The 22628-nt window shown below is 70.0% G+C and carries 20 protein-coding genes; 13 read left to right on the top strand and 7 right to left on the bottom strand.

The features are described 5' to 3' along the window. Positions 1 to 65: 65 nt before the first annotated feature. A complete protein-coding gene (locus ACGFSH_RS11080; protein ID WP_393347137.1) occupies positions 66 to 1814 on the top strand; it encodes a bifunctional 3'-5' exonuclease/DNA polymerase in 1749 nt (582 codons plus the stop codon). On the opposite strand, the gene ACGFSH_RS11085 is transcribed toward ACGFSH_RS11080, so the two are convergent. Continuing rightward, complete coding sequence (locus ACGFSH_RS11085; RefSeq protein ID WP_393347139.1) at positions 1815 to 5255, bottom strand: BTAD domain-containing putative transcriptional regulator; 3441 nt, start codon at positions 5253 to 5255, stop codon at positions 1815 to 1817. A gap of 420 nt (positions 5256 to 5675) precedes the next feature. Further along, a complete protein-coding gene (locus ACGFSH_RS11090; RefSeq protein ID WP_393348088.1) occupies positions 5676 to 6584 on the bottom strand; it encodes a glycosyltransferase family 2 protein in 909 nt (302 codons plus the stop codon). Between the two features lie 246 nt (positions 6585 to 6830). Here ACGFSH_RS11090 and ACGFSH_RS11095 point away from each other — a divergent pair, with 246 nt between their 5' ends. Beyond that, a complete protein-coding gene (locus ACGFSH_RS11095) occupies positions 6831 to 7790 on the top strand; it encodes a D-2-hydroxyacid dehydrogenase family protein (RefSeq protein ID WP_393347141.1) in 960 nt (319 codons plus the stop codon). A 100-nt stretch (positions 7791 to 7890) separates the two neighbouring features. On the opposite strand, the gene ACGFSH_RS11100 is transcribed toward ACGFSH_RS11095, so the two are convergent. Then, entirely contained in the window at positions 7891 to 8046 is a 156-nt protein-coding gene (locus ACGFSH_RS11100; protein ID WP_393347143.1) for a hypothetical protein, read from the bottom strand. A gap of 114 nt (positions 8047 to 8160) precedes the next feature. After that, positions 8161 to 8358 carry a hypothetical protein gene (locus ACGFSH_RS11105; protein WP_393347145.1) on the bottom strand — a complete coding sequence of 66 codons (198 nt, stop codon included), beginning with the start codon at positions 8356 to 8358 and terminating at the stop codon, positions 8161 to 8163. A gap of 345 nt (positions 8359 to 8703) precedes the next feature. Between ACGFSH_RS11105 and ACGFSH_RS11110 the strand changes: the two genes are divergently transcribed. Together ACGFSH_RS11110 and ACGFSH_RS11115 are read left to right on the top strand one after the other, a co-directional pair. Next, positions 8704 to 9051 carry a hypothetical protein gene (locus tag ACGFSH_RS11110; protein ID WP_393347147.1) on the top strand — a complete coding sequence of 116 codons (348 nt, stop codon included), beginning with the start codon at positions 8704 to 8706 and terminating at the stop codon, positions 9049 to 9051. Continuing rightward, positions 9048 to 9266: a hypothetical protein gene (locus ACGFSH_RS11115; protein ID WP_393347149.1), complete on the top strand. Its 219-nt coding sequence runs from the start codon at positions 9048 to 9050 to the stop codon at positions 9264 to 9266. Before ACGFSH_RS11110 ends, ACGFSH_RS11115 begins: the two co-directional genes overlap by 4 nt. Positions 9267 to 9937: 671 nt before the next feature. On the opposite strand, the gene ACGFSH_RS11120 is transcribed toward ACGFSH_RS11115, so the two are convergent. Then, on the bottom strand, positions 9938 to 10498 hold the full coding sequence (locus ACGFSH_RS11120) for a hypothetical protein (RefSeq protein WP_393347151.1): 561 nt from the start codon (positions 10496 to 10498) through the stop codon (positions 9938 to 9940). Between the two features lie 857 nt (positions 10499 to 11355). On the opposite strand from ACGFSH_RS11120, the gene ACGFSH_RS11125 reads away from it, so the two are divergent. Continuing rightward, positions 11356 to 11937, top strand: a complete 582-nt coding sequence (locus ACGFSH_RS11125; protein ID WP_393347153.1) for a hypothetical protein — start codon at positions 11356 to 11358, stop codon at positions 11935 to 11937. 1120 nt (positions 11938 to 13057) lie between these two features. On the opposite strand, the gene ACGFSH_RS11130 is transcribed toward ACGFSH_RS11125, so the two are convergent. Together ACGFSH_RS11130 and ACGFSH_RS11135 are read right to left on the bottom strand one after the other, a co-directional pair. Continuing rightward, entirely contained in the window at positions 13058 to 13900 is an 843-nt protein-coding gene (locus ACGFSH_RS11130; RefSeq protein ID WP_393347154.1) for a serine/threonine-protein kinase, read from the bottom strand. 358 nt (positions 13901 to 14258) lie between these two features. Next, positions 14259 to 15080, bottom strand: a complete 822-nt coding sequence (locus ACGFSH_RS11135) for a class I SAM-dependent methyltransferase (protein WP_393347156.1) — start codon at positions 15078 to 15080, stop codon at positions 14259 to 14261. A gap of 56 nt (positions 15081 to 15136) precedes the next feature. Between ACGFSH_RS11135 and ACGFSH_RS11140 the strand changes: the two genes are divergently transcribed. The 8 genes from ACGFSH_RS11140 to ACGFSH_RS11175 all read left to right on the top strand — a co-directional run bounded on the left by ACGFSH_RS11140 (position 15137) and on the right by ACGFSH_RS11175 (position 22560). Further along, positions 15137 to 15853 carry a GntR family transcriptional regulator gene (locus ACGFSH_RS11140; protein ID WP_393347158.1) on the top strand — a complete coding sequence of 239 codons (717 nt, stop codon included), beginning with the start codon at positions 15137 to 15139 and terminating at the stop codon, positions 15851 to 15853. A gap of 466 nt (positions 15854 to 16319) precedes the next feature. Beyond that, positions 16320 to 16580 carry a DUF6284 family protein gene (locus tag ACGFSH_RS11145; RefSeq protein WP_393347160.1) on the top strand — a complete coding sequence of 87 codons (261 nt, stop codon included), beginning with the start codon at positions 16320 to 16322 and terminating at the stop codon, positions 16578 to 16580. Beyond that, a complete protein-coding gene (locus ACGFSH_RS11150; RefSeq protein ID WP_393347162.1) occupies positions 16577 to 17017 on the top strand; it encodes a Pycsar system effector family protein in 441 nt (146 codons plus the stop codon). The genes ACGFSH_RS11145 and ACGFSH_RS11150 overlap by 4 nt, the downstream gene beginning before the upstream one ends. Further along, entirely contained in the window at positions 17014 to 17877 is an 864-nt protein-coding gene (locus ACGFSH_RS11155; protein ID WP_393347164.1) for a DUF2637 domain-containing protein, read from the top strand. The genes ACGFSH_RS11150 and ACGFSH_RS11155 overlap by 4 nt, the downstream gene beginning before the upstream one ends. Further along, on the top strand, positions 17877 to 18257 hold the full coding sequence (locus tag ACGFSH_RS11160) for an RRQRL motif-containing zinc-binding protein (RefSeq protein ID WP_393347167.1): 381 nt from the start codon (positions 17877 to 17879) through the stop codon (positions 18255 to 18257). The genes ACGFSH_RS11155 and ACGFSH_RS11160 overlap by 1 nt, the downstream gene beginning before the upstream one ends. A gap of 81 nt (positions 18258 to 18338) precedes the next feature. Beyond that, positions 18339 to 19907, top strand: coding sequence for a hypothetical protein (locus tag ACGFSH_RS11165; protein WP_393347169.1), 1569 nt, complete (start codon positions 18339 to 18341; stop codon positions 19905 to 19907). Between the two features lie 2 nt (positions 19908 to 19909). Then, positions 19910 to 22006, top strand: coding sequence for a hypothetical protein (locus ACGFSH_RS11170; protein ID WP_393347171.1), 2097 nt, complete (start codon positions 19910 to 19912; stop codon positions 22004 to 22006). A gap of 242 nt (positions 22007 to 22248) precedes the next feature. After that, the gene (locus tag ACGFSH_RS11175) at positions 22249 to 22560 is read left to right on the top strand and encodes a hypothetical protein (protein WP_393347173.1); all 312 of its coding nucleotides are present in this window, start codon (positions 22249 to 22251) and stop codon (positions 22558 to 22560) included. Positions 22561 to 22628: the final 68 nt, after the last annotated feature.

A 22628-nucleotide genomic window follows, 5' to 3' on the forward strand; every position in this document is an offset into this window, starting at 1 on the left:
GCGGCAGGCGACGGCCGACGGGCTTGAGCAGGGCCGTTGTCAGACCCTCCTGCCACACTCGCAGCATGGCCGATCGGTGGGCTCTCGCCCCGGCCGAGGACGGCGGCGTGGAACTCGCCCCCCTCGGCCCCGACGGGCTGCCCGCCGGTCCGGTGCTGCGCGAGCCGGACCTCGCCCGTGCCGTGCGCGAGCGACCAGATGTCGCCCGCTGGGTCTGGCGCTCCACGGCCGAGGTCTATCCGTCGCTGCTCGCCGCGGGGGTGCGGGTGGAGCGGTGCTACGACGTGGAGGACGCCGAGACGCTTCTGCTGGGCCACGAGGGCCGGTCGGGCGAGCCCCGCTCGGCGGCCGCCGCACTGGCCCGGCTGCGCGGCGGTCCCGTACCGCCGGATCCGCCCTCGCGCGCGGCCGCCCCCGGCGCGCAGTCCCCGCTGTTCGAAGCGCGGGCCGCCGCCCGCCTCCCCCTCGACGACCTCCTCGCCGTCTACGCCGACCAGCAGCGGCGCCACGAGCTGACGCGGCACCCGGCGCGGATGCGGCTGCTGACGGCGGCCGAGTCGGCCGGCATGCTGGTGGCGGCCGAGATGAACCGGGCCGGGCTGCCCTGGAGCGCCCCGGTGCACCGCGCGGTCCTGCACGACCTCCTCGGCGAGCGTTACGCGGGCGGCGGCGAGCCCCGGCGGCTGGCCGAGCTGGCCGACGAGGTCTCGGCCGCCTTCGGCCGCCGGGTCCGTCCCGATCTGCCGGCCGACGTCGTCAAGGCATTCGCGCAGGCGGGGATCAGGGTCCGGTCGACCCGCCGCTGGGAGATCGAGTCCCTCGACCACCCGGCCGTGAAGCCGCTCCTCGAGTACAAGAAGCTGTACCGCATCTGGGTGGCCCACGGCTGGTCCTGGCTCCAGGACTGGGTGCGCGACGGGCGGTTCCGCCCGGAGTTCCTCGCGCACGGCACCGTCACCGGCCGGTGGGTGACCAACGGCGGAGGCGCGCTCCAGATCCCCAAGGTCATCCGGCGAGCCGTCGTCGCCGACCCGGGCTGGCGGCTCGTCGTCGCCGACGCCGACCAGATGGAGCCCCGCGTGCTGGCGGCGATCTCCCGCGACCCCGGGCTGATGGAGGTCGCGGGCCGGGAGAGCGACCTCTACCAGTCCGTCTCCGAGCGCGCCTTCTCCGGCGACCGCGGCCAGGCCAAGCTGGCCGTCCTCGGCGCGGTCTACGGCCAGACCTCCGGCGACGGCCTGAAGAACCTCGCGGCGCTGCGCCGCCGCTTCCCGCGCGCGGTGGCCTACGTCGACGAGGCCGCCAAGGCCGGCGAGGAGGGCCGGCTGGTGCGGACCTGGCTGGGCCGGACCTGCCCGCCCGCGGCCCGGACCGGAGACGCGGGGTCCGAGGAGGCCGGCATCCCGCTCCCCGAGGACGACGCCGACGGCCCCGACGCAAGCCACGTGGCGAGACGGCGGCGAGCCGACGGCGACGGGGAGGGCGACGGACAGGAGTGGGTGCCGGGATACGCCTCGACCAACGCCCGCGCGCGGGGGCGCTTCGCCCGCAACTTCGTCGTCCAGGGCAGCGCGGCCGACTGGGCGCTGCTGCTGCTCGCCGCATTGCGCCGGGCCTGTGCCGGGATGGCGGCCGAGCTGGTCTTCTTCCAGCACGACGAGGTGATCGTGCACTGTCCCGAGGAGGAGGCCGAGCAGGTGGCCGCGGCGATCCGCGAGGCCTCCGACCTGGCCGGGCGGCTCACCTTCGGCGAGACGCCGGTGCGGTTCCCGTTCACCGTCGCGGTGGTGGAGTGCTATGCCGACGCCAAGTAGTCAGCCCCGGCCGGCGAGCAGCTCGCGAAGCTCCCCGGCGACCGCCGTCTCGTCCGTGCCGTCCAGCGCGTCGAGCGCCGACCGCCACTCCTCGAACGCGCGCTCCCGCTCTCCACGCTCCCGCAGCAGCAGACCGTGCTGGTGGCGGGCCAGCGCGGCCGTGTAGCGGTCGGCGCGGGCCTCGGCCCGGCGCAGCAGCTCGGCGCACTCCCCCAGCGCCCGCTCGGCCCGGCCCAGCGGGCGCAGGGCGCGCACGAGACCCAGCCGCGTCTGCGACTCGCCGTGCCAGTCGCCGTGCGCGCCGAGAATGCGCAGACTCTCCTCGAAGTGCGGCAGCGCGGCGGCCGGTTCCCCCAGCGCGAGGTGGGCGTAGCCGATGTTGCAGTGCGCCGAGTGCTGCACGATGACGGCCCCGATGCCGGTCCCGATGGCCAGGGACCGCCGGTGCTGCTCGATGGCGGCGCGCGGATCGGTGTGCTCGTAGAGGTTGCCGAGGTGGCTGTGGGCCACGGCCTCCCCGTGCGGGTCGCCCAGCCGGCGTGAGAGCTGGAGGCTGTGGCGCAGCGCCGTCCCGGACTCCTCGTAACGCCCGAGCGCCTCCAGCAGCAGGCCCCGGTTGCTGAGGCAGCGCCGGATCCAGGAGAGGCGGCCCAGCCGCAGCCAGATGGCCAGGGCGCGGCCGTTGAGGTCGAGCGCGTCGCTCTGGCGGCCGGTCAGGAAGTGCAGGCCCGCGAGGTCGCCCAGCGCGTAGGCCTCGGCGGCCTCGTCGCCGAGCAGCCGCGCCACCCGCAGCGCGGTCCGCCCGAGCACCTCCATCTCGGCGACCCGTCCGCGCCGTTGCAGACAAGGCAGCAGGAGCCGCAGCAGCGTGGAGACGAGCCCCGGCTCGGCAGCGGCCGAACCGACCGTCGCCTCGGCTGCCTCGGCAGCTCCGGCGGCTCCGGTCGCTCCGGCCGCGGTGCCCGCCACCAGGGCGACGATGTTCTCCAGCTCCGTGTCCACCCACCCGAAGGCCTCCTCGGGGCCGGCGAAGGCGGGGGCCTGCGCGAGATATGCCGTGTGGGCCACGGGCTGGGCCGCGGTCGGCCGGCGCCTGTCCTCCAGATCGAGACCCGCCTCGACGACCGCGACCAGCGCGCGCTCGGCCACGGCCGCGTACCAGTGCAGGGCGACCGTCCGGGCCCGCGCGACGGCGGGCGCCCGGACCTGCCGGCCGGTGGCGGGAACGGTCGCGGGGCCGGTCACCGCGAGTTCGCGGGCGAAGTCGCGCACCAGGTCGTGCGGGGTGTAGCGGCCGTAGGCCCGCTCCTCCAGCAGGGCCACGTCGACGAGACGGTCCAGGGCGGCCTCGGCACGGGACTCGTCGGCGTCGAGGAGCCGGGACAGCAGCGGGACGCCGTACTCCGGGAGGTCGAGCGCGCCGATGCGCCGCAGCACCAGGGCCGCGTCCCGGTCGGCCTCGCGCTCCGAGGCGGCGAGCGCGTCGTGCGCCACGGCCAGGGACCGGCGGACGCTGAGGTCGTCGTACTCCAGATGCGTCAACCTGCTCTCCGCCTCAGCCAGTTGGCGGGCCAGCATGTCCGGCGTGAGGGCGCTGCGCGCGGCGAGGCGGGCGGCGACGACGCGCAGTGCGAGCGGCAGGCGGCCGGTGAGACCGACGAGCGGGTGGCCTGCGCCCAGCTCCGCCCGCCCCTCGCCGGGACCGGCGGCGACCCGCAGCAGCGCGGCGCTGTCCTCGGCGGACAGCGGAGCGAGCGGGACGCGGTGAGCGCCGTCCAGAGCGGTCAGCGGCGAGCGGCTGGTGACGATCACCGCGCACCCGGCGCCGGCCGGCAGCAGCGGACGGACCTGGGCGGCGGTCGCCGCGTCGTCCAGGACGATCAGGGTGCGGGTGGGGGCGAGCACGGTGCGCAGCAACGCGGCCGCCGCGTCGGGGTGTTCGGGGATGCGGCAGGGCTCGACGCCGAGGTCGCGCAGGAGGGCGGTGAGCGCCTGGCCCGCGGTCAGCGGGGTCACGCCGGGAGTCGCGCCGTGCAGGTGGACGTAGAGCTGACCGTCAGGGAAACGTTCCCGCATGGAGTGCGCGGCGTGCAGCGCGAGCGCGCTCTTGCCGACGCCGGCGGTGCCGCCGAGCACCACGACGGCCGGACCGCGCCCGCCCGGACCGTCCCCCGGCGCGAGTGTGGCGCGGAGCCGGCGCAGGGTGTCGGCGCGGCCCGTGAAGCAGGCGGGGGGCGGAGGCAGTTGGGCCGGGCGGGGACGCCGCACCGACCGGACCGCGGACTCGCCCTCGTCCTCGCCCATGGACTCGCCCCCGGACGTGCTCACGGACTCGTCCTCGGAGCCCTCGGGCGCGGCGGTGACGGAAGCGGCGGCGGCGGAAGCCGCAGACCGGGCCGGGGGGAGGGCGACGGAGAGCGCGGGAGCGGCCGGACCGGTGGCGGCGTCGGCCGTGGGGCCGAGGACCTCCACATGGGCCTCGCGGACCGCGGGGCCGGGCTCGACGCCGAGTTCCTCGACGAGACGGGTGCGCAGGTCGCGATGGACGGCGAGGGCCTCGGCCTGGCGGCCGGTGCGGTGCAGGGCGAGCATCAGCTGGCGGTGGAACGTCTCGCGCAGCGGATGCTCGGCGGCCAGGGCCGTCAGCTCCGGCAGCCGGTGCTCGAACCGTCCGTCCCCGAGGGCGAGTTCGGCGTCGTGCCGCCATTCGAGCAGGAGCAGCCGGGCTTCCCGCAGACGTCGCACGAAGGCGTATCCGCCCAGTTCGGCGGGGAGCCCGCTGAGCGGGGTGCCCCGCCACAGCGCGAGCGCCGCCCCGCACTCGCACAGGACCCGTTCCCAGTCCCGGGCGGCGTGCGCGCCGCGGGCGGCGGCGACGTGCCGGTCGAAGACGTGGACGTCGAGCTCGCCCTGTTCCACCCGGAGCCGATAGCCGGACCCCACGGCCCGCAGCCGTCGCGGGTCGTCGAGCAGCCGGCGCAGCCGGGTCACGTGGTTGTGCAGCGAGGCCTGGGCCGACGCCGGCGGAGCGCCGCCCCACAGGGCCTCCTTCAGCGAGTCGACGGGAACGGTCCGGCCCGCTTCCAGGAGCAGCGCGGCCAGCAGCGCGCGCACCTTGGGGCTGCGGACGGTCTCGTAGGGGGCGCGGGCGCGTCGGGCGTCCCCGAGGGGGGCGGCCCCGGCTTCGGACCGGGGGTGGGGGCGGGCCGCGGGCCCGGTGAAGGGCGAGGACACGCTTTCGGGCCCGGCGGCGGCCTCCGCCGGATCGACCGGTCCGGCCGGTTCAGCCGGTTCAGCCGGTTCGGCCGGTTCAGCCAGTTCGGCCGGTTCAGCCAGTTCAGCCGGTTCGGCCAGGTCGACGGCGGCGAGGCCGGCCGGGTAGAGGACCGGGGGGCCCAGCAGTCCGAACCGCAGCCCGTACCGCCGCATCACGCCGCCCATCGCCCTTCCGCGCCCGGCTCTTGCCGGGTCGCCCTGTCGAGTCGCCCGCGCTCCGGGCGGGTACCCCGCCGTGCTGGCGGAATTCCGCCCCCGGCCGCCGGTTTTCCGCCACCCGGGCCCCGGCCGTTCCCCGGGCGGTCCCCGTCGGAGACGGCCGTCGGTGCGGCCGTCTCCCCGGGTCGCCCGGCGACTTCAGGCCAGATGACCAGCGATGACGCGGCGAACCGTTGGCCACATGTTAGCGATTCGTTGGCGCGGCCTGGTGTGATCAGACTCTCGGATCTGGCCCGACGGCGCGCGCGTATCGACGCGCAGCTCGGGGGAGTGTCGCCGCTGCGGCCGGGTTCGGGCGCATAGGGGGCCTCGGTCGTCGGAGGTGAACGACCGAGGCCCGCCCTGTGCCCCGGACGGTCCGCGGACTCAGATGACCGGCGGCCTGCCCAGCCGGGTGAGCCGCCACACCGTCCGCCACTTCATGGGCCGGCGCGGGCCCGCGGGCTTCCGCACGCCTTCCGCGAACCCGCCGAACCAGGCCCTCAGCCCGGCGAGCGAGCGCGTGCGCAGCAGCGTGACGGCGATCCAGACCCCCAGGTGGACCGGGACGAGCGGCAGCGGAAGGTTGCGCCGGACGAGCCAGACCCGGTTGCGGGCGGTGACGCGGTGGTAGATGGCGTGCCGGGCGGGCGAGGTCTTGGGGTGCTGGAGCAGCAGCTCGGGCGCGTAGAGGATCTTCCAGCCGGCGTCGGTGGCGCGCCAGGCCAGGTCGGTCTCCTCGTGGGCGAAGAAGAACTCGGCGGGCCAGTCGCCCGTCTCCGCGAGCATGGCCGTGCTCAGGGCGTGGCCGCCGCCGAGGAAGCCGGTGACGTACCCGCCCTGCATGGGGTCGGAGGCGCCGACGCGGGGCACGTGCCGGCGCTGGGTCTCCCCGTGCTCGTCCGCGATGCGGAAGCCGACGATGCCCAGGCGCGGGTCGGCCGCGTACAGGTCGCGGACGCGGCGCAGGACGTCGGCGTCGACGAGCAGCCCGTCGTCGTCCAGTTCGACGACGACGTCGACGTCCCCGAACTCGCGCAGCCGGGCCAGGCCGACGTTGCGGCCGCCGGGGCAGCCGAGGTTCTCGTCGACGTCGATCGTGGTGACCTCACCGGGGAGGGAGAGCCGCGCGGCGAACTCGGGGAGCACACAGCCGTTGCCGACGATCACGATGCGGGCGGGGGCGAGGTCCTGCTTGGCCACCGACTCCAGCAGCGCGTCCACCTGGGCGGGCCGGTCCCCCATCGTCACCACGGCGACGGCGATCCTCGGCCCCGGCTCCGCCGCGTCCGTCACGTCCGCCGCATCGCCCACGTCGCCCACGTCGCCCGCCTCGCCCACGTCCACCACGTCCCTCTCGATCGGTCCGGCATCCGACGGCGGCCGCGGCCCGGGGCGCGCGGCGGGCGTCGTCACGGTAGATGGTGCCTCAGAGGCGAGCCGTCGCCACGACAGCCCCCCGGGCAGGCGGCCGTAATCTCCTACCGGACGTTCCCCGCCCGGGGACGCCGCCCGGCAGTGACACCGCCTGGAGGAAACGCCGTGCCCTTCCGCTGTGCCGTACTCGACGACTTCCAGAACGTCGCCACGAGCCTCGCCGACTGGTCGGCCCCCGGCCATGAGCTGGAAGTGGTCCCCTTCACCCGGCACTTCGGCGACGAGGACGAACTCGCGGCGGCGCTGGCCGCGTTCGACTGCGTGGTCACCTTGCGCGAACGGGTCCCCTTCCCCGCGTCGCTGCTGGACCGGCTCCCCCGGCTGCGGCTGCTGATCGCGTCGGGCCTGCGCAACTCGGTGATCGACTACGCGGCGGCGAAGGCGAACGGCGTGACGGTGTGCGGCACGCAGAGCTCGTCGACGCCGCCGGTCGAGCTGACGTGGGCGCTGCTGCTGGGCCTCGCGCGTGGGCTCGTGCGGGAGAACGCGGCCCTGCGGGAGGGCGGGCCCTGGCAGTCGACGGTCGGCGCTGACCTGCACGGCAGCCGGCTCGGCCTGCTGGGCCTGGGAAAGATCGGGAGCGCGGTGGCCCGGGTGGGACTCGCCTTCGGCATGGAGGTGAGCGCGTGGAGCCAGAACCTGACGCCGGAGCGGGCGGCGGAGGTCGGTGTGCGACGGGCCCCGTCGAAGGAGGCGCTGCTCTCCGGGAGCGACTTCGTCTCGGTCCACCTGGCGCTGAGCGACCGCACCCGCGCCCTGCTGGGCCCTTCCGAGCTGGCCCTGCTGAAGCCGACGGCATACCTGGTCAACACCTCACGCGCGGCGATCGTCGACCAGGACGCGTTGTTGGCGGCGCTGAGGGAGGGCCGGATCGCGGGCGCCGGGGTGGACGTCTTCGACGTGGAGCCTCTCCCCTCCGGCCACCCCATGCGCACCGCTCCCCGCCTGCTGGCCACCCCGCACCTCGGCTACGTCTCGCGTGCCAACTACGAGCGGTACTACGGGCAGGCGGTGGAGGACATCAGGGCCTACCTGGCGGGAGCACCGGTACGGCTGCTGGGCTGACGCGCGGTCACCACCCTGCCGTCCTCGGACGTCTCGGCGTCTCGGACGTCTCCGGCCGCCCCCGCCGATCCGACGTGATCCCCCGTGGTCCCCGGCGGATCTACTTCGGCGGGTGTTCGCCCGACGGGTGCTCCCAGGAGGGGTCCACGGGGACGTTCCAGGCGCGCAGCATGGACAGGGCCGCCGCCCGGGTCCTCGGCCACGCGAAGCGGAAGGCGCGGTCGAGCACCTCCCTGCTCTCCAGGAAGGACTCCACGAAGGTGAAACAGGCGGTGTCCGTCAGCCGGCCCGTGGGGTCCTCATGGAGCGCCTCGATGAATTCGAAACACCGCTTGAGGAAATCCTCCCCTTCCGCGTCGATCTCCGGGGATTACATCAGTGGCTGGAACAGCGGATAAGCGAGGACTTCGGAAATGAGCGTTCCCGGACTGGTGTTGAGCTGCTCCCAGTGAGTCACCTGGGAAACGCTCAGATCGTGCCGGGCGGCCGCCTGCTCGACATACGGCTTCACTTCCGGAAGCAGTCGCAGAAGCTGCGTGACCAGGTCGTCGGAGGATATCCCTTGCACGCCCACACCCCTTCATAGCGTGTCAGCCGCTTCCTGCACGTTCACCTTGGATTGACTCGCCTTCCTTGATGATGCGCCACCTGTCGCGCCACAGCTGAAAACACGAGTCACCAGTACCGCGACCGAAGCAGCCTTTGTTCTCATCGCGGTCCTCTGGGTTGCATTCATCACTATGGGCGTGGATGGCGATCTCGGAATCCAGATCGGGTCAGGTCCACGTCGACTCGGCCAGCATCGCGCTGACCGAGAAGTACCCTGACGCACCAACCCCGGCACCGCCGTCTGGCTCGCACGCGTCTCGCTGCGCCGGCACGGATACGCCGTCCGAAAGGTGATCCTCGAAGCATGGGCCCAGGCATCACCGCCCTGTTCCGGGAAGCGTCCCTGCTTCGCCTGGACGTCCACCTGGGCAGCGGCAGGGGCACTCCCAGGGTCGTCACCTACGACGACAGCCCGGCCGCGTACCCCGTCCCGGCCCGGCTGCCCGCCGCGCATGCGGCGGCCCGCCCCCACGTCGTTCGCGCACTGCACGCCATCGACGTAGAGAAGGAGAACAACGGCGGGCGTATCGACAAGGCCCTCGACGTGGCAGCTGGGATGATCCTGGAGACCGGGAACCCCGACCAGGTGTGGGGCACGATCACCCGTGTCCTCTGCGGGACCGGGCCCGAGCGGGCGGAGGTGCCGGCATGACGGCCGCCGTCAACGCCGACGCCGCCCGCATCATCGAACAACTCCAGGAAGAGCATGCCGCGATGAACGCGGCCGGGCTCTGCAGCCCCGCACTGGACGACTTCAACAACCTGCTCACCGAAATGATCGCCGAGGCTCCCGACCCGAAGCTGCGTCTCCACAAGATCGTCGAGCTCCTCGCCCGAGAACGCAGCATGACCGCCAAGTCTGCCTGAGCGGCAGCCCATAGACGGCTCCGGGCTCAGCGACTCCACCGCTGCCCCGGGGCCTGGGACTCGACCGACGCCGCGACCTGGCATCGGGGGACACTTCCTGGCTGACACCCCTGCGGCGGCTCCTGTCGATCGTGCCCAGGGTCGAGCGCGTTGATCGTGGGTATGTCCGGATGGCCCCACCCGGCTGCCCCGAGCCCACGTGTGACCGCACGGCCGATCGGGACCGATCTGCCCAATCACTGCACGCTTGGGCACCACAGATGCCCGACCGGCTTGGGTCCAAGGTCACCCTAAAGAAGAAACCCCAGGTCACGGCGAGTGAGTCCTGGGGTTTCTCGGAGCCGCCTTCGGGATTCGAACCCGAGACCTACGCATTACGAGCTGTCCGACCTTGATCCGGGGCCGTCCGTGGGCGTTTGCAAACCAGACATCCCCGCTGGTCAGGGATGTTCACAGACTTCGATGGACACTGACGGACGGTGCCGGACCGAGCCTGAAATGAGACTGCAACTGAGACTGGCGGCTCTCGGTGGCTATCGACGGCGCACGGAGACGGCTGCGCCGGCAGTTTTACAGTCCGCGCGAACGCGCTTGAGCTGGGCCGCTTCCCATCTCAAGTCCCGGAGCCCCACCAGTGCCCCACGCATGCGGACGCAGCAAGCCAGCCCGCCCTACGGCCGAGGTGGATGACGACGTTCGAAGACCGTCCCAGCTAGGGGATCCGTTGGTAGTTCTTCACTAGTGACTTGGCGAAGCATGTTCGTTCTGACGATCTCCCGAGGAGTGAAGTAGCCGCTCGCTTGTTCCCTCAACTGCGCGAGAGCACGCGGACCACCGTGTCCCAGTGAGCGGCGAACCTGGGTCTCCATGGCGCGCAGCGCGTCGGCCAAGCCACTGTCAGATAGTTCGTAGCCCGCGTGTGCCGCCTGAGCCAAGGCGCGTTCGGCGGCGCCTCTCAAGGCTTCGGACTTTTCATCGAACTCGCCTACGGTCGGACCTACGCCTCGCCCCTCATCCTCCAAGACCCGCACGAGGTAGATCAGCCAGGCACGGCAGTGCACCCCGACGTCGTTGACGATGTCCACTTTGCGAGTGACGACATCCGCCCGCCGTTGTCGCTCGTCCACATGCTCCTTCCTTCTCTGGAGGGCGAGCGGTCCGAGCGTGGTCGCCGCAGCAGCGACCAGTGCACCCGCTAAGGCTCCCGCGAGTCCCATCGTTGCGGCGTTCATGGCACCACGGTACCCAGCGCCCACCCGTGCCATGGAAGCCGGCAGGTAGCCGGGCATGTCTCCTGACGGGACGGTCTATACAGCCGCAAAGAGCCGTCTGCCACCGCTGCGGGAAGTCTCGGCTGCCCTGAGAGACTGGCGCATCGCCCCGGACATAGAGGTACAGGACGACGCGGCGGCCCAGGCAGATTTACAGCGGGACGGGTTCGGGCACTTTGACCTGCGGTATCTCCGCTCCCGTGTACCCCTGGGGCACACCTGGGGGAAGTGGGTCCGAGAACACTGCATCGGAAGTTCGATCATCGGGTTACCTACTGCGTGTTCATGATGTTGAAAGCTGCCGGTGCTCCTGTGGCTGTTCCGCTCCGTTACTGTCCGACGACATTGATGCCATCTGCTGACGTCACTTCGCGAAGCGCAGGCACACTCTCTGAGAGGCGTTGGACGGCCTAGGGACGATCACACGTTCGGGGACTGTGAACCACAACCATCACGCTCTCATCGGGTTAGAACTGAGCGAACGCCGACGTGAATCCCCTAGCGCCCCGGCCCAGCGTCCTTGCGTGAGGAGCAGTTCAAAACCTGCGTCTGGAATGCAGGAAACCAATGACTGACCTTCGCCAGAAATGCCCAGCACGGCTATTGTCGGTGGTTTGCTGTAGGCTAGACGCCAGATCATCCAATATTGACGCTGTCTGCAATCGGGGTGTGGAGTGAACGCGAATGTCACCGATACGGCGAAACCTCGCGCAGGAAAACGGTTTCAACCAACAAAAGAACTCGCCCTGCATGCACCAGCCTTGAAAGCGTGTGTCGATTTGGCTACGCCGAGGCGGGATTTGACTATAATTCGGGAAATGACAGGACCATATGGAATTCCCGATTTCACTGCCATCATCGGCGGGCGTGACGCACTCGATGCACGCCTTGATTATCCGGTTCCACCGTTGCTGAATGAAGTAGACGCCGCGATCGTGGCCGTAGCTCACGCGAATGCAGCCCGCTCCGTTGACGCCCTCGCTCGCGCTATTGGATGGCCTAGCGCAACTATCGCACGAAGAGTACCTCATCTCGTTAAATCAGGTGGTCTAATCGAAGTCAAGGCCAACCTCTATGTGCGACCCCCGAGCATCAAACCACACGGCAGCATTATCGCAGTGGAAGCCAAGGTGGAGGACTGGCGTAAGGCTTTGCGACAGGTGCGCACTTATGCCGTGTGGGCAGATTCCTATGTTGTGGTCATGGGCGACTTGTCCAAAAAGGCAACGCAACGAATGTGTGACGAGGTCGAGCGTGACCAGGGAGGGCTCATGGTCGCCGGAAATTGGATTGTTCGTCCCCGCCTAGAATCGACTCACTCTCGCCAAAAGCGTGTATGGGCGGCAGAGCACACAGTCGCCGCGCTACGCAACGATTACCAGCCTTCACCTTCCCCGTAGAGGGTCATTCCACGTTGTAGCGGATCGGTCCAGTGGGAGGCGTTCAGAGGTGAACCTGTTGTAGCCGCCACCTGCGGCCAGAGCCTGGAAGAGTTGCGGTACATCTCCAGCAAGGTCGCGTAACGTGCGTGATAGTCATCTCCGTTGTCGGCAATAGCGCTGATAACGGAGCGGAGGGCGGATACATGATGCCGGAAGGCCTCTTGAGGGCCGGGCGGTGGAAATTCACCAAGCGCCTGGTAGAGCGCCGGGTTCTGACTCCGAAGCACGGCTACTTCGGACGGCCGCAGCGACCCCAACAGGCTTCGGATGGTGACCCGTTCATACCAACCACCACCACCCCCGTCGCCGTTCTCACGCTCCGCGTAGCTAGCGTAAGCACATGCTCGCTGACGCTGATCCCAGCCAGATCCCACGCTTGCAGCTCCAGCAGCAACCCCCGGCAGGCCGGCGAGGTCCCCGTGAGAAATGTGCACCGTCGCGTTCTCGCTTAGAGCTCTGACGGTCCTGCAAATCCCATGAGTTTCCTCAGCCTCGACCTCCACTGGCAGAGTCGCGAGCGGTCGCACCGGAACGATAAACCAACCAGCAGGTTCCAGTTGGGCGAGGGCGCCAATATGGGCATCCAGTGCTAGACCACTCTCCCAGAAGGGGGCAGTGCCAGCGATCGTAATCCAGCAGTCCGGTGCTTGATCGATCGCGTCCTTCGCTAGTTCCAACGCCGCCTCACTGCTCTGAGTTTCCGCGTGATGCAGCAGCGTAGTGGGAGCGAGCCTTGTCACTTCTAGGCGATCTTGGAACGCAAAAACCCTGGCGATGTGACCTCTCCTCAAAGACGCACTGGAAAGATCTCCTCTACTACCGTCCCACAGTTCATACTCTTGGTAGTAGCGGAAATCTCCAACACCAGCCATTTGGAGAGCGTGCGTCTGAGCATCAAACCAGACTTGAGCCCCTTCGCTTAGGAGTCCTCGAGCCATGACCTCCGCACTGCGCCTGTGTCGCAGACCTTGAAGCGGAGAAGCGAACGGGGAGATAACGGCACCATGCGCGTCTCCAGCCTTTACTGCCTGGACTATCCAGGCTAGGAGGTTGCGGGGACTGTCCTCGATCAAGATACTCACATGAGCTCCTCAACGGCCTGCGCCAGACGGTTTCCGTTCAAGTACCGCCGTGCGGGTTGCGGGTGCAGGCACTTGCGAATTAGAGCGCATTGCCGGTCGGTGAGATCTGGCCTATGTTCGGCTATATCGACGATGCGGGCGTTTATTAGGCGGATGGCGTAGTCGGCATCATCGCCTGCGTATGGGATCGGCACCTGTCCGCTAAGGGCGGTATACACGAGAATGCCGACACAGAAAACGTCAGAAGCGGCTGTCGGCGCTCCAGAGAAGTTGTGCAGGTGCTCTGGACTCGCGAATCCGGGAGTTCCGGGCTGTCCAGCAATGGTCAACCCGGAACGCAGAGTATGCCGAGCGAACCCGAAATCCATGACTTTGTAGGTACCGTTGGAGAGTCTGCGGATATTATTCGGACTCAAATCACGGTGAACTACCCGCTTGACGTGAGCGGCTCCCAATCCTTTTGCCACGTCCCTAGCCATCATCGCCGTTTCATTCCAGGTCCACGGCCCGGTTTGAAGGCTAGGCGTCAGGTCGTCACCATCTAGGAACTCTTCGAGCCAGGCAGCACCTGTCGGGGGATTGCCTAGCTCGATTAGCTCAGATGCCACCGCCACAACATAGGGACTACTAATGGCGGAAAGCAGTTCGACTTCCCGCTCCGCCCGCTTAATACTGTCCGGGTTGGAGGCACCAATAGATATAACCTTGAGCACTAGGCGTTCCCCGTCGCGATCGACGAGTGACACCGCCTTCTGCGCACCACCCCGCAGGGGAGCAACCTCGGTCACGCCAAGGGTAGTTAGAGCCTGTTCGACCAGTACGCGCGGCACGTCGTCCATGCGTTGGATGGTAGCTCCAGCTAACCCTTTGTGCAGGGATAGTGGACATGTTACTTAGCGGTAGCAATTCGCCCTGTTTCGGGAATGCTCTACTTAGTAGTGGTGTGAGGCGGATCGGCAGTGCGTTGACTGGTTGGCAAGTCGGGCAGGGTTTGGGCCTCTGCGTCGGGACTGGCCGGGGCGCTCGGTGGCTGCGGTCAGGAAGTGGGAGATACCCGCCGTGGCTGAGGCTGGCTCCACGGTTTTAGCCATCTCTCTGGCTCGGGTCCCGCGTCGAGCAAGATCAGGGCGGTGCGGAGGCGGTGCGCGCCCGCGCCGGGCGGCTGCGCCTGTCTGCCGATCTCCGCCGTTATGCAGGTCAGGCGTTGATGTCAGCAGGAGCCTTGCCCACGGCCAGCAGGTGGGAACTGGCAGCAAGCAGCTCAGGGTACGGCTCTGCCAGGCGCGCCGCCTCCATCGCGGAGGCGATCAGCTCATCTGTTGGCCCCTCGCCCGGCTGCTGCTCTGCTGCCTTCACCAGTGACCATGCAGGCCCCTCGATCCCGAAGACCTGCACGTCCGTCAGCCCAGAGGCCTCCAACTCCGTCACGAGCTCTTCTGCGCGGTGGAAGTAGGACAAGGTGAATCCACGTACACCGTCATAGACGGCCGTCTCAAGAATCTTGGAGACGGAGTCACGGATCCGCTCGGTGTGAAGGTGGGCGTACGTGACGTGCTCGAAGAGGGACGCGTAGCGGTTGATAGCAGCGGCCGCGACCAACCCTCCCGGCTTTACCACGCGGTGCGCTTCCGCCAGTGCCACACGCCTGTCGTCGGGATCGGGCAGGTGGTAGAGCGGCCCGAGAAGCTGCACGACGTCGAAACTGTCATCTGGCTCGCGCAAGTCGCGGGCGTCTCCGACGACCGCCGAACACACGGCTGCCGCGCTCTCGACATGGCGGGGCACTGGGTCCACAAGCGTGACTTCGTAGCCGTCCTTCACCAGCCACTCAGCATGAATTCCGGTCCCCCCGCCCACGTCAAGCACACGCGCCGGCGCAGGGGGCAAGAAGCGGCGGAGTAGCTCTTGGGTCCTGACCAGCTCCATACGTCCGTCTGCCGACCTTCGCAGGCGGCCGTCCTCGTTCACTGTCTCGCCGTAGAACCGCATCACAGAGGGAGCCAATTCGAGATTCGACATAGTCGCAGTATCCTGTGTACCGGTGGACCAGTCCAGCGTGCGGAGTAGTGGAAGCCATGGCCGTTTTGAAGTACGAAGAGATCGCTGAGTCTCTACGCGCCCGCATCGCTGCTGGGGAGTTCGCTCCTGGGGACACCATCCCGTCGGGCCGCGACCTGGCCGAGCAGTGGGCCGTTTCACGGGCCACCGCCATCAAGGCTGTGGACGTGCTGCGCAACGATGGCGTGGTGGTGGCCAAGCAGGGCACCGGGTTCGTCGTCACAGACACGCCAGTGGCGCGCCCCGCTGGTGCTCGCCGATCTGGTTCGGCCCGCATCTTGGGCGGGATGCCGTACCTGCGCATCGGCACGCCGGATTGGTCAGAACCTCCCGCGCGCGTGGCAGCCGCGCTCGGACTCTCCTCCGGGGTCCAGGCGCTCCGACGCATCCGCGTTTTGCAGCTGCCGGACGGGACTCCGAACAGTTGCGTTGAAGCGTGGTTTCCGCCAGAGATCGCAGAGTCGGCGCCGCGCCTCGCCGACACCGCGCCCATCGCCGAGGGCACGACACGCTATGTCCGCCGGCAAACTGGGCGGTTCCCTGTCGAGGGGGTGGATGTGACCACAGTGCGCCTCGCCACGGACGCGGAAGCGGACCGATTGGGAGTGGCGACGGCCAGCGCGGTCGCTGTGCTCCTTCACACGGCGTACGACCAGGCAGGCCGACCGCTGGTCTGCGAGGAAGGGGTCACGCCCTCCGTGTTCTTCGAGCAGGTCGACACGTACGCCATGTAGGAGCTGCACGTTTTGAGAGCTGGACCGGTCCGCCGGTCCAGCTTTTTTGATGCCTCGTCACGCTTTCCGACCTGCGCAAACGCAACTTCCCGTCTCCCAACTCGATTTTCAAGGGTTGACTGGACCGGTCCACCGGTCCAGTCTATAGATGCAACGCCGGCCCCGCCTTCGCGGGGCGGCTGCCGGACGGGATAGCTCGCCCTATTGAGGGGCGGGCCCCGCACTGGCGATTGCTTGACAACTGCATAGGCGGGCCCCGTCTCCCCGAGTCGAAAAGACGGACTGCGCGACTAGAACGCGTATCGACCTTCGCGGCTCTCGTCGCGCCGGTTGCCTCCGCTGCTCGTCCCGAACGAGCAGCGCTGAGGGGAGCCGGATCTACCGACTTCAACGGCGCGCGGCCCCGGTGTTCGAGCACCGGGGCCGCTGTTCGGGCCGTTGCCACCTTGCAGGGAGAACACGACCCATGGAACACATCGTCACTGTTCAGGACGCTGTTACCGCGTTCGCCGACTGGATGGAGCCGACGGACTCCGAGCTGGACGCGATCGACGCCGAGATGCCCGGCATCCTCGCTGACGTCGAGACGCTGGACGTCCAGATCGCTCTCATGGAGCGGGCGCCGACGGGGCCGGACCAGCGACGCGTCCGCCGCAACAGGAGCCGGGTGCTGGCCGAGCGTGCGACGCTCGCCAACCGCGTCACCGCGAGGGAGGTCGCCGCATGAGCGCCGCTCTGGTGGCTGCGCATGCCGAGGTGAAGGCGGAGATCGCCCGGACGGACGCCAAAACGGGTCTGCTGCTGGCGTTCGTCGGTGCGATTCTCGCCGGTGCGTGGACGGTCGCCCGCGACCTGCCGCTGAACGTTCCCGCCTGTACGGCGGGCGGTCTGGGGATGGCGCTGCTGGTCGCGGCGGCCGGGCTGTTGCTGGCTTCGGTGCGTCCGAACCTGCGGGGCCGGCACGGCTTCCCGCTGTGGGCCACCCTCACGGCCGCGGAGATCGCCACCGCCGTCGACGGCGGTGACCTCGCCGCCGACATCGCGGGACTGTCCCGGCTGGCGGTCGTGAAGTTCACCGGGCTCCGCCGCGCGATCGATCTGACCCGCGCGGGTGGCGCCCTGCTCGTCCTTGCCGTCCTGCTCGCGCTGGGGGGTGCCCGGTGAACCGTAAGGGAAAGCTGCTGGTGGCCGCGCTGGTCGCGGTGGTCGCGATGGCGTTTAGGGTCTCGTGGAACGCGCTGCGCGACATCGCCGGCGCGATCGGCGCGGACGCGACGGCCGCCACCCTCTACCCGTTCGTCGTCGACGGCCTGATGGCGCTCGCGCTGGTCGCCACGCTTGTCCTGGCCGGTGACGACCGCAAGTTCGCCCTGCGGGTGCTGGGCACCTACACGCTCGCGTCGCTGGTGCTCAACTACGTTCACGGGCTCGTTCCCGAACTGCACGGCCAGAGGGCCGAGTGGGGGCGGCTCGCGGAGTGGGATGCAGCGAACTATGCGCTGGTGCTGCTGGCGACCTCGCTGCCGGTCGGGTCGATCTACTTCGGTTCCGATCTGGTCGCCAAGGTGCTGCACCACCAGCCCGCACCCGCACACCAGCAGTCGGACGGACAGCGTCTGGGAAACCCCGCACCCCTCCCGCACACCCCCGCCCCCGACCTTCCCGACGACACCCCCAGCGGCACGGTCGAGGAGACCGCGCCGCCGGTGTCGGAGCAGGTCACCGGCCGTGCGGACGCCGTGCGGGCGGCGGATCCGCACACCCCGCACACCGTCCGCACACCGGAGCTGAGCGCGGAGGAGGCCGCCCGACAGGCTCAATTCGAGGAGGCGGAGCTGGAGCGGATGCGGCAGGACGCCCGGCGTACGTACGCCGAATCCGCACAGGCCGCACGCCCGCTGTCCGCGCGTGCGCTGGGCGAGGCGTACGGCATGAGCGAGTCGTGGGCGCGTAAGCAGATCCTCGCCGTGCGCGAGGGCGACGGCTTGGATCGGCCGCATCTGGTGGCCGTGGGCGGCGAGTGATGCCGACCGCCTACAGCCGCTGCTTCGACCCCGACGGGGTCCGCTACGGGATACCGACCTACCCGTGGCGGATGGCCCCGGACGGCTACGCCACCCGCCGACAGCTCCGAACCCAGGGGTTACGGCCGGGCGGGCAGCCGGTCGCCGCTCAGGTGATGGTGTACAGCCGCCGCCGCGGGGCGCGCGTCGCCTACCTCTACCGCCTCGACCTGGCCAAGCCCGTCCGCCCGATGACCTCGCGCAAGTGGGGAGCTCTGGCACTGGCGATGCTCGCGCGCCGCACCTGCCCGCGCTGCGAGCTGGACGTCGGCTACTGCATCCCCACCTCGCAAGGCATCTGCGGGATGTGCCTGGCCGCCGAGGAACAGCCCGCCGCCTGAACCCCCACACGTCAGCAGGCCCGACCGGCAACTTTCCACGGTCCCGGTCGGGCCCTACTCCCCTTAAGGAGTGCGTTCAGCATGACGGAAGTCAGCACCGAACCGGTAGCCGTTCCGCCTGCACCGCCCACACCGCCCCCGCCTCCCGACACCCCGCCCGCCAAGAAGGGCAAGGACGTGGAGGAGGTGGACCACACGCCCGGCGGGTGGCCCATCGTCCCACTCGCCCTGTCCGGCGCGAACAGCACCGTCGGCGCGCTCGCCGCCGCATCCCTGGCCGGCGGGCCCATCGCCGCGGCCGTCGCCGCGACCGGCATCGTCGTCCTCGGCACCGTCGCCGCCACCCGCTCCCGCAAGGCGAGCCCTCGCCGCGAGGCTCGCCGGTCCGCGGCCCGCGCGGCTGGTCGTGCGGCTGCACGCTCCGCAGGACTGCGGAGCACCGGAACGGGCCGCGGCGGCGCGGGCCGCGGTTCGGCTGGCTCGCGCGCCGGTGGATCCGGTGGCCGGTCGGGCAAGGTGCCCAGCCAGCACCGCCGCAGCACCGCCGCGACGACGAACGCGAAGACGCCCAGCAAGACCGGTCATGGCCCGTCCAAGCACGCGGCGAGCGCGGGCAAGAGCCCTGCGGGGCGTGCCGGGCAGGTCAAGGCGCTGCGGGCCGCGCAAAAGGCTGCGGCAGGTTCGCGCGGCGGGCGGCGGGCGCAGACGGCCAACGCCCGGCGCGCGGTCGCCGACGCCCGCCGCAACGCCAAGGCCGCTGCCGGCACCTCCCGGGCCCGGTCGGGCAAGCGTCCTGGCCTGGCAGGCCGGCTCATGAACGGTGCCACCCGCAAGGCGCGTGCCGCGCGGGATGCGGCAGTCACCAAGCAGCGCAACCGGCGCGACGCCAAGGCGGGCGCCACGGTGGCGGCGCAGCGGGCGCAGGTGCGCAAGGCCCCGGCCCGTCGGGCGGCGCGTAAGGCGTTGCGCCGGTCCGCAGCTCGCTTCCAGGGCCGCCGGCTGCTGGCTGCGCTGCTCGCCCTGCCGGTCGGGCTGCTCGGCATTGTCAGCACGCTAATCGGACGCAAGTTCGATATCCCGTGGCTGATGTACCCCGGTCGCCGCTTGTTCTGGCAGATCGTCCGCACCGCCACCGAGCAGCGCGCGGCCCGCGATGAAGCCACGCGCCAGACGCTGAGCGAGCAGGAGGCCGCCGCCGATGCGGAGGCCGCTCAGGACGGCACCGACGGCTTGGGCGAGCAGGTGGAACGCCCGGCCGCAGACATCCCCACCCCCAGCACATCCGGTGTGAATGAAGGAGAGCACGTGTCCGGTTTCCGGTTCGAAGAGGTCGCTTCCGAGATGGAGCAGGCCGCTAACCAGTACGACCCCGAGAACGCCATGGAGATCCTCGCCATGGTCGAAGGCCTGCCGGCCGCGCTGACGTCGGTGGCGAACGTGATGAAGATCCTCGCGGAGCGCTCCGACTCGGAGTTTCCACTGGAGAAGGAGGTCGCGGACGGCTTCAACGACATCTTCGGCGCCCTGATGAGCGCCGTCGCGGTCGCCGAGGACATGGGCCCGCTGTTCCGGCAGGCGCACGAGCAGGACATCGCCCGTCACGAGGACCCTCGCAACGGCCCCGAGGCCGAGAAGGGCTGGAACGTCTAACCATGAGCAGCCCCGCCACCGCCAAGAAGCAGAACGTCAGCAGTGGCCCGGTGCTGGACTGGGCGGCCGGTCACGGACCCGTGACCGGCGCCCTGTCCGCCACCACCGGAGCCTTCGCCGTCGCCACTACTGGCGCGGCCACCGGCATGCCGCCCGGCTGGGTGCTCGCCATCGGCGCCGCCGGCGCCCTAGGCCACACCGTCGCCGGCCTGCGGGTGCGCAACGCCGGCCGTACTCTCGCCACCCGCGCCGCCTCCTGGCTCGTCGGGGCAGGCTGGACCACCTGGGCCATGACCACCGGCCCCCTCACCTGGGCCGCCCTCGGATCCCTCGCTGCCATCGGCGTCGGCATGGGCGCCGCGGCCCGCTCCGTCGCGCTGTACGAGGAGGCGCGGGAGGAGGAGGCGATCGCAGCCGAGCAGCGGGCCATCGCGGCGGAGTTGTCCGCGGAGCGGCGGGCGATCGCCGCGGAGTGGGTGGAGCGGATTCAGCGGATCTGCTCGATTTCCGTGCGCGTCCTCGCCGTGGAGATGTGGTCCACCGGAACCGGCTACTCGCTCGATCTGGAGCCGCAGGGCGGGATCACCTACGACCGCATCGCGCAGTACTCCGTGCAGCTCTCCGCGGATGCGAAGCTGCCGCACGGCTGCACCGCCTCGGCGACTGCCGGCATCCACCAGGGCCGCACGATCCTGGACGTGACCACAGTCAATGTCCTCAAGGAGGACTGCCCCTACCCCAGCGAATACGGACCGCTGTCGGTGCTGACCGGCCTGCCGTGGGGTGTGCGCACGAACGGTGAGACCGTCTGCGCCTACCTGCGCGAGCAGTGCGCGCTGGTCGTCGGCCCGACCGGATCGGGCAAGACGAACATGGTCCACACGATCCTGGCCGGGTTCGCCCGGGCTGAGGACGTCCTCACGTGGGTGATCGACCTGAACGCCGGCAGCGCCGGCCTGCCATGGGTGCTGCCCGCGCTGAACGGGGAGATCGTGCGGGAGGACGGCAAGCCTGTCCGGCCCGGCGTGGACTGGCTTGCCTCCTCCCTCGAGGAAGCCGTCCTGATGCTGGATGCCGCGTTGGATGTCGGGCTGCATCGCAAGAAGGCGTATCAGGACCTGCTGTCCAAGGCGAACACCGACCTCCTGCCGATCAGCGCGAAGATCCCTCAGATCCTGCTCGTCATCGACGAGGGTGCCGAGATCCTGGTCAGCACCGACCGGCAGATGAAGGAACTCGCGAAGAAGATCCTCGAAGTGATCCGGATGCTGCGCGCCATGGGCATCCGCACCGTCCTCACCGCCCTCGGAGCCACCGGCAGCGTGCTGGGCAACCTGATGATCCGCCGCGAGGGCAAGGTGCGTGTCGCCCTGACCGGCGGTGAGACCGAGGGCATGGACCTGGGCAAGATGTTCCCCGGCCGCCGCGGACTGCGCGTCGAGCAAGCCCCCTACAAGGGGGCCGGGTTCATGGGCACCCCGGAGTCGCCGGCCGCGCTGTTCAAGGCCTGGCGAATCCTCCCGAACCAGATCCGGGAGATCACTGCCGCCACCTCCGACCGACACCCCCGCCTGGACGACATCTCCGCCCGAGCGGCCGGGCCCGCCTACGCACGACGGTGGGACACCGACCGCACCGCCTGGATGCGCGACCTCACCCTGGACGATGGCGCGGACGCAGGCCCGTCGGAGTCCGCCGAGGGTGGGCTGAACCTGTCCGCCCTGCGCGGGCCGCAGGCCGGGCAGGGATCGGAACAGGACGCGATGCTGCGGCGGTTCCGGGAGGAGATCGACGCGCAGTTCGCCACCGCCGCCGACCCGCACACGGCCGGGGAGCAGGCTCCGCCGGCCGCCGGGGAGGGTCTGGACCTGTCCGCGCTGCGCCGGGCTCGGGAGCAGGGCCCGGTATGGCTGCCCAAGGTGCTGGAAGCGATCAAGGCGACCGGCGCGGAGGGCATGAAGCCGTCCGCGGTCGCCGAACTGGCGGGCAAGGACCGCAAGACCGTCCGCTCCGCTCTCCAGGCCGCCGTGGAACGGGGCCAGTTGGTCTACCGCGACAACGGACCGCACTCGGTCTACGTCCACCCCGACCACGCCTGAACGCCATCACACAGCGCTACTGGGTAGTGGTCGGTACTTAGGAACCGACCACTACCTGAAGCCCTTAGTGGGGCACGTAGGGGCGCTGAACTGGCATCCCCCACTGGGGACCCCACTACCCACTACCCACTACGCCCCACTAGATCAGTCACTCACTGTGACCCTGCATGGCAAGTCGCTACCCCGCGGGTCCGCGCCACACCTTGGCCGCGGGCCCGCGGCATACCCCGAGGGGAGCACCGATGAACCAGCCCAACCCGCCCGGCACCATCGCCCCGCACATCCCCGCCGACGTCTACCAGCGCGCACAGGCGACCGGTCAGCCGGTCGTGTTCGTCGTCAACGACCGGCCCCCGGCCAGCATCGAGTGGCGGCGGTTACTGCTGCCGTTCGCGATCGCGGGCGCGACCGTCGCCGGCGGCTGGGGACTGGTTGCCGCCCTCTGCTTCCTGATGGACGCCGCCGTCCACACCTTCACCGTCATCGCGGGTGCCGCCGGACCCATCGGCGTCGGCGGCATCACGTTGAAGCTCGCCCGCGGCAAGAGCCACTAGCTACGCCAAGGGCGGCCCCCGCATCTCGCCAAAGAATCCGGGGCCGCCCTTGCCAACCAGTCCGCAAC

This window comes from Streptomyces sp. NPDC048481, assembly GCF_043200075.1.
Lineage (GTDB): Bacteria > Actinomycetota > Actinomycetes > Streptomycetales > Streptomycetaceae > Streptomyces.